This window comes from Rhodopirellula maiorica SM1, from assembly GCF_000346295.1.
GTDB lineage: Bacteria > Planctomycetota > Planctomycetia > Pirellulales > Pirellulaceae > Novipirellula > Novipirellula maiorica.
The window spans coordinates 1-3,972 of the sequence record NZ_ANOG01000136.1; the positions used below are offsets into that span (position 1 = coordinate 1).

A 3,972-nucleotide genomic window follows, 5' to 3' on the forward strand; every position below is an offset into this window, starting at 1 on the left:
GATGTTCTATATCACGTTGGTGGTGCTTTTCAAAATTGGTGCACTGCGGCGATACTTCATTGGCTGGGGAACGTTGTGTGCCTTGTCGCTCGTCGCTTGCCCGTTGTTGGATGCTTATGCCGCTGAATACTCGGGGACACGTTGGTTCTCGCTGCTGTCGAGTCTGCGGTTGTTGATGCTGCTCGATTTTGTGCCGCTTTTTACCATTGGTTTTTTGCTCTACATGATCAAAACCGGAACGGGAAAACGTTGGCAAAACATGCTAGGGATTTTGATCGCGTGTGGCGTTTTTCACAGCATCGATCACGGCAAACACAATCCGATCGCCACCGTGTTGATTGTCACGTTGGTGACTTTGTGTGCTTACGGCAAGATGCCGCTGCTACGGATCCGACCGCTGATTTACATCAGCACGATTTCGTACGCATTGTATCTCTGTCACAACAATCTTGGTTGCATTCTGATGTACCGGCTAAATCATTCTGGGATCCCAGCGAACATCAGTTTCTTGATGGCGGTCGCGTTTTCCTTTTCGTTGGCCATCATCGTCACTCACCGGATCGAGCAGCCGATCACCAATGCACTTCGCAAACTGTGGACGCGTTATCGCACTAAACGCGAACCCGACTCGGTCCCTGCGGCCATCAGCTAGACGCAACGACAAGCAACGAAATGATTTAGGTGCTGGCTTGTTGCTTAAGCGGTACAGCAACGTTTAGCGGGACGCTTGCTCGAACTGCGTGAATTGCAAATCGCGGTCGGCCCATCCGTATTCGCCCAATACACTTTTACCGGGGATATCCCACATGGCGTCGACGTTCGGGGCCAATCGATCGTTGACCCACGGCAAAGCACGTCGCACGGTTTCGTGTGGCACTTCGACATACGCAATCTGGCCGTGCGGACGACGTGTCACCAGTCCAACCCCCCGTCGCTGGTCCGAAAATCCGTACGAGTCAACCGTTGATCCGGAAAGCTCGTAACGCCAAATCGGGACGCCTCGATAGATGCTTAACAAAACCCCGGTCGATGACAGAACTAAATCGGTATCGATCCAGACCGGAGCGCCCTTACCAAGGCTCCGTCGCGATTTGGCTTCGCCACGCACTGAGGCCGACGACAACTCCCAAACACGAAGCCGCGATGTGGTGGCGATCGCTAAGGAATCGCCACGCGGTGAGAAACTGACGTAAGGTCGCTGTCCGGGTTCGATCGGAATCGTTCCCAATGACATGCCGTTTTGTGTTTCGTAAAGTTCAACCGATCCAGCACGTGGCACAGCGATATAGCGTCGACCGGCCGAGATTGCAGGTTCGCATGCTGAATGGATGCGACAGATGCGGTGGGCACATTCTCCCGAGAACAGGTTCCAGACCGCGATTTCCGAATCGATCGCGGCAATCACGTGCTCGTCATCGACCCACCGCGCCCAATGCACTTGCTTGGCTTCGGTGGCGGCAGGGGTTTGAGAGGTCGCCATCATTGGCAGCGATCGAAAATACTTGACACTCAACTTGTCGTCTTCCCAGCCCCTGGCAACGGCCAACTGCCCCCCGTGCCCCATCACGCGATGTCCATAGAGCACCAAGGTGCGGCCACTCGGTTGGTGATGGTCAAGGATCGTCACCGGATCCTTGGATTGATAGACCGTCGATGCCTTGCCAGTGGCCGGTTCGTAACAAACGATGCGGTTTGCAGTGGAAGACTGAGTCGAATTCAATCCCGATGAAATCGATGCCGCTAAGAACGTTTGATCCGCGGTCGCGATGACCAGGGGCCGCGACACGGAATCATAAGGCTCAATGTCCCCAATGGTTTGTTTGCCAAACGCCAGATCGTAGGAAAAGGGCTGAGGATCGGGCAAGCAGGCCGATGGAAGTGATGTTTTGACTAGCGACAGAGCGCCTTGGACCGGCGCAAGTGCATCGCCGTCGTCCAACAAATTTGTCGCGGGCGGTAGATCCACCAATGGCTGAGCGGAGAACTTGGGCAGCACCGGGGGAGTCCAGCGGAGATGATTCTCTGAAAAACCAGAACGGTCGCTCCAACTCGAAAGGTAGTCTTGGTCGGCTTGGCTTAACTTCGCTACCTCAATTTTTACTTTCGATCCGTTGGGACGTCTCAGCAACGCCACCTCATCGGTGATGTTCATCAGACTCGCTTCGATCGCATGTAGACCGGATTGGTCAACCCAGATGCGAACCGGTTCTCCGGCGTTGGTGTGCGTGCCAGAGGCAATCACGAATAAGGCAAAAACAATCGGGATCCAAACATATTGTCGCAGCGTCCTAGGACACGTCAACGATCTAGCGGAGTATCGTTCCGGAGTTGTTTGGCTCATTGGGATCGTTCTTCTCGAGTTCGGCGATCCAGACATCAGGATCGTTTCCAAGATCTTTGCCCGTCGCTCCTCGCAGCGATTCGATGGTCAGATCCCTAGTTGCGGGATTGCGATCAGACAACGCAAGTCGCAATGAATTCACTGAGATCGTGTTCTTGTGTTTCGCAAGCGATTCGATCGCAGCATTGCGAACGTCTTGATTGGACTCTTTGCCGACCATGGACGCTAACAGTCGCGACGATGATTCGTTGTCGATCCGGCTCAGTGCCCGACATGCTTCCATTCGCACTTTAACGCTATCGTCGTCCAAGCCCTTTTCAATCAACGCCAAGTTGCGACCCGATTTGATTTTGCCGCTCGCCAGCACGGCCAATCGGCGCATTTCGGCACTTTCGTCATTTTCGAGAATTTGTTGAAGATGGCTGGCCCAATACTCCTGGCGGTCGGAGGGGTAGAACTCGATCGAATCTGCCAGTTTGGCAAGTTGCTGCCGCCGTTCGTGGTCCGTGACCCCGTACACTTCGTCATCACGCCATTCTTTCATCACGAAATAGGGGTTAACCGCTTTCAGAGCGTACAAAGGCCCGTCTTGGCAACCGCCCAGGCAGCAAAGCATCGACGCTATCAAAAACGATATGCCACTGGAAAACGTGATGCGTTTTCTGCAGATCGTCATGCAATTTCTCGAAGGGGTAAAAGGCGAACGGATGTCGGATCCGATGGGATTAAAGCTGCATCTTGACCGTTTAACACAGCAACCCGGTCTAGACCAACCCCAGTTCTTTCGTGTTAAGGTAGAGCTGGGGCGGTGATTCCGACGGCAAAATGCTGTGAAATCATCGCAAAATGGTCCGATCTAGGCCAAAGTCGGCTCCGAAGCCACCCTCAGCACTCCGCTTGGCCCGATTTGTTAGCCCGATTCGGACGTTCGGATCCTTAACAAACCGACGTCCTTACGAAACCAACGCGAATACGACTTCTTATCTATGCTCGACTGCTCAACCCTCAAAGTTAACCTCAAGCGGATCAAATCGGATATTTTGACATTGTCCGAAATTGGCCAAAACCACGAAGACCGCGGGATCTACCGCATGGCCTTTACCGATGCCGATATGGAGGGCAAACGTTGGTTGTCCGACCGAATCGAAGAGGCGGGGCTCGCTCTGAGCACGGATGGCGCGGTCAATATCTCTGGAACGCTCAAAGGCTCGACCGATCAACCCCGTGTGTTAGTGGGGTCACATATCGATACCGTCCCGTGTGCGGGGGCGCTTGATGGAACGCTTGGCGTCGTCGTCGGATTGGAATGTCTGCGTCGGATGCGCGAAGAAAAGTTTGTGCCTCAGCGAACACTCGAATTGATTGCATTTAGTGACGAAGAGGGGCGGTTCGGAGGCATGTTCGGTTCTCAATCGGTCGCTGGGAAAATTAATCCCGAGCGATTGGCGACCATGAGTGACCTCGACGGCGTGCTGCTAGGTGATGAAATGCGACGCCATGGCTACGATCCGCTTGCCGCGTTGGACGCAGCTCGAGACCCCGAAACGATCGCTAATTATCTTGAACTGCACATCGAACAGGGGCCGGTCCTGGATCGGTCACAAAAACCGATTGGTATCGTTGACGAAATC

General features: G+C 54.0%; 5 protein-coding genes. 3 read left to right on the forward strand and 2 right to left on the reverse strand.

Features of this window, described 5'->3' with window-relative positions; translation table 11 throughout:
* Window positions 1-652, forward strand: a 652-nt coding sequence (locus tag RMSM_RS40640; RefSeq protein WP_008691905.1) for an acyltransferase family protein, incomplete at its 5' end; no start/stop codon positions are given.
* 63 nt (window positions 653-715) lie between these two features.
* Here RMSM_RS40640 and RMSM_RS03955 read toward each other — a convergent pair.
* Both RMSM_RS03955 and RMSM_RS03960 read right to left on the reverse strand, forming a co-directional pair.
* On the reverse strand, window positions 716-2,341 hold the full coding sequence (locus tag RMSM_RS03955) for an SHD1 domain-containing protein (RefSeq protein WP_160168221.1): 1,626 nt from the start codon (window positions 2,339-2,341) through the stop codon (window positions 716-718).
* Window positions 2,307-2,957: a HEAT repeat domain-containing protein gene (locus tag RMSM_RS03960; RefSeq protein ID WP_008691908.1), complete on the reverse strand. Its 651-nt coding sequence runs from the start codon at window positions 2,955-2,957 to the stop codon at window positions 2,307-2,309. The genes RMSM_RS03955 and RMSM_RS03960 overlap by 35 nt, the downstream gene beginning before the upstream one ends.
* A 19-nt stretch (window positions 2,958-2,976) precedes the next feature.
* On the opposite strand from RMSM_RS03960, the gene RMSM_RS41725 reads away from it, so the two are divergent.
* Window positions 2,977-3,153 carry a hypothetical protein gene (locus RMSM_RS41725; protein ID WP_008691910.1) on the forward strand — a complete coding sequence of 59 codons (177 nt, stop codon included), beginning with the start codon at window positions 2,977-2,979 and terminating at the stop codon, window positions 3,151-3,153.
* Window positions 3,154-3,327: 174 nt separating this feature from the next.
* Window positions 3,328-3,972 (forward strand): M20/M25/M40 family metallo-hydrolase (locus RMSM_RS03965; RefSeq protein WP_008691912.1); only part of this gene is annotated, 645 nt, incomplete at its 3' end.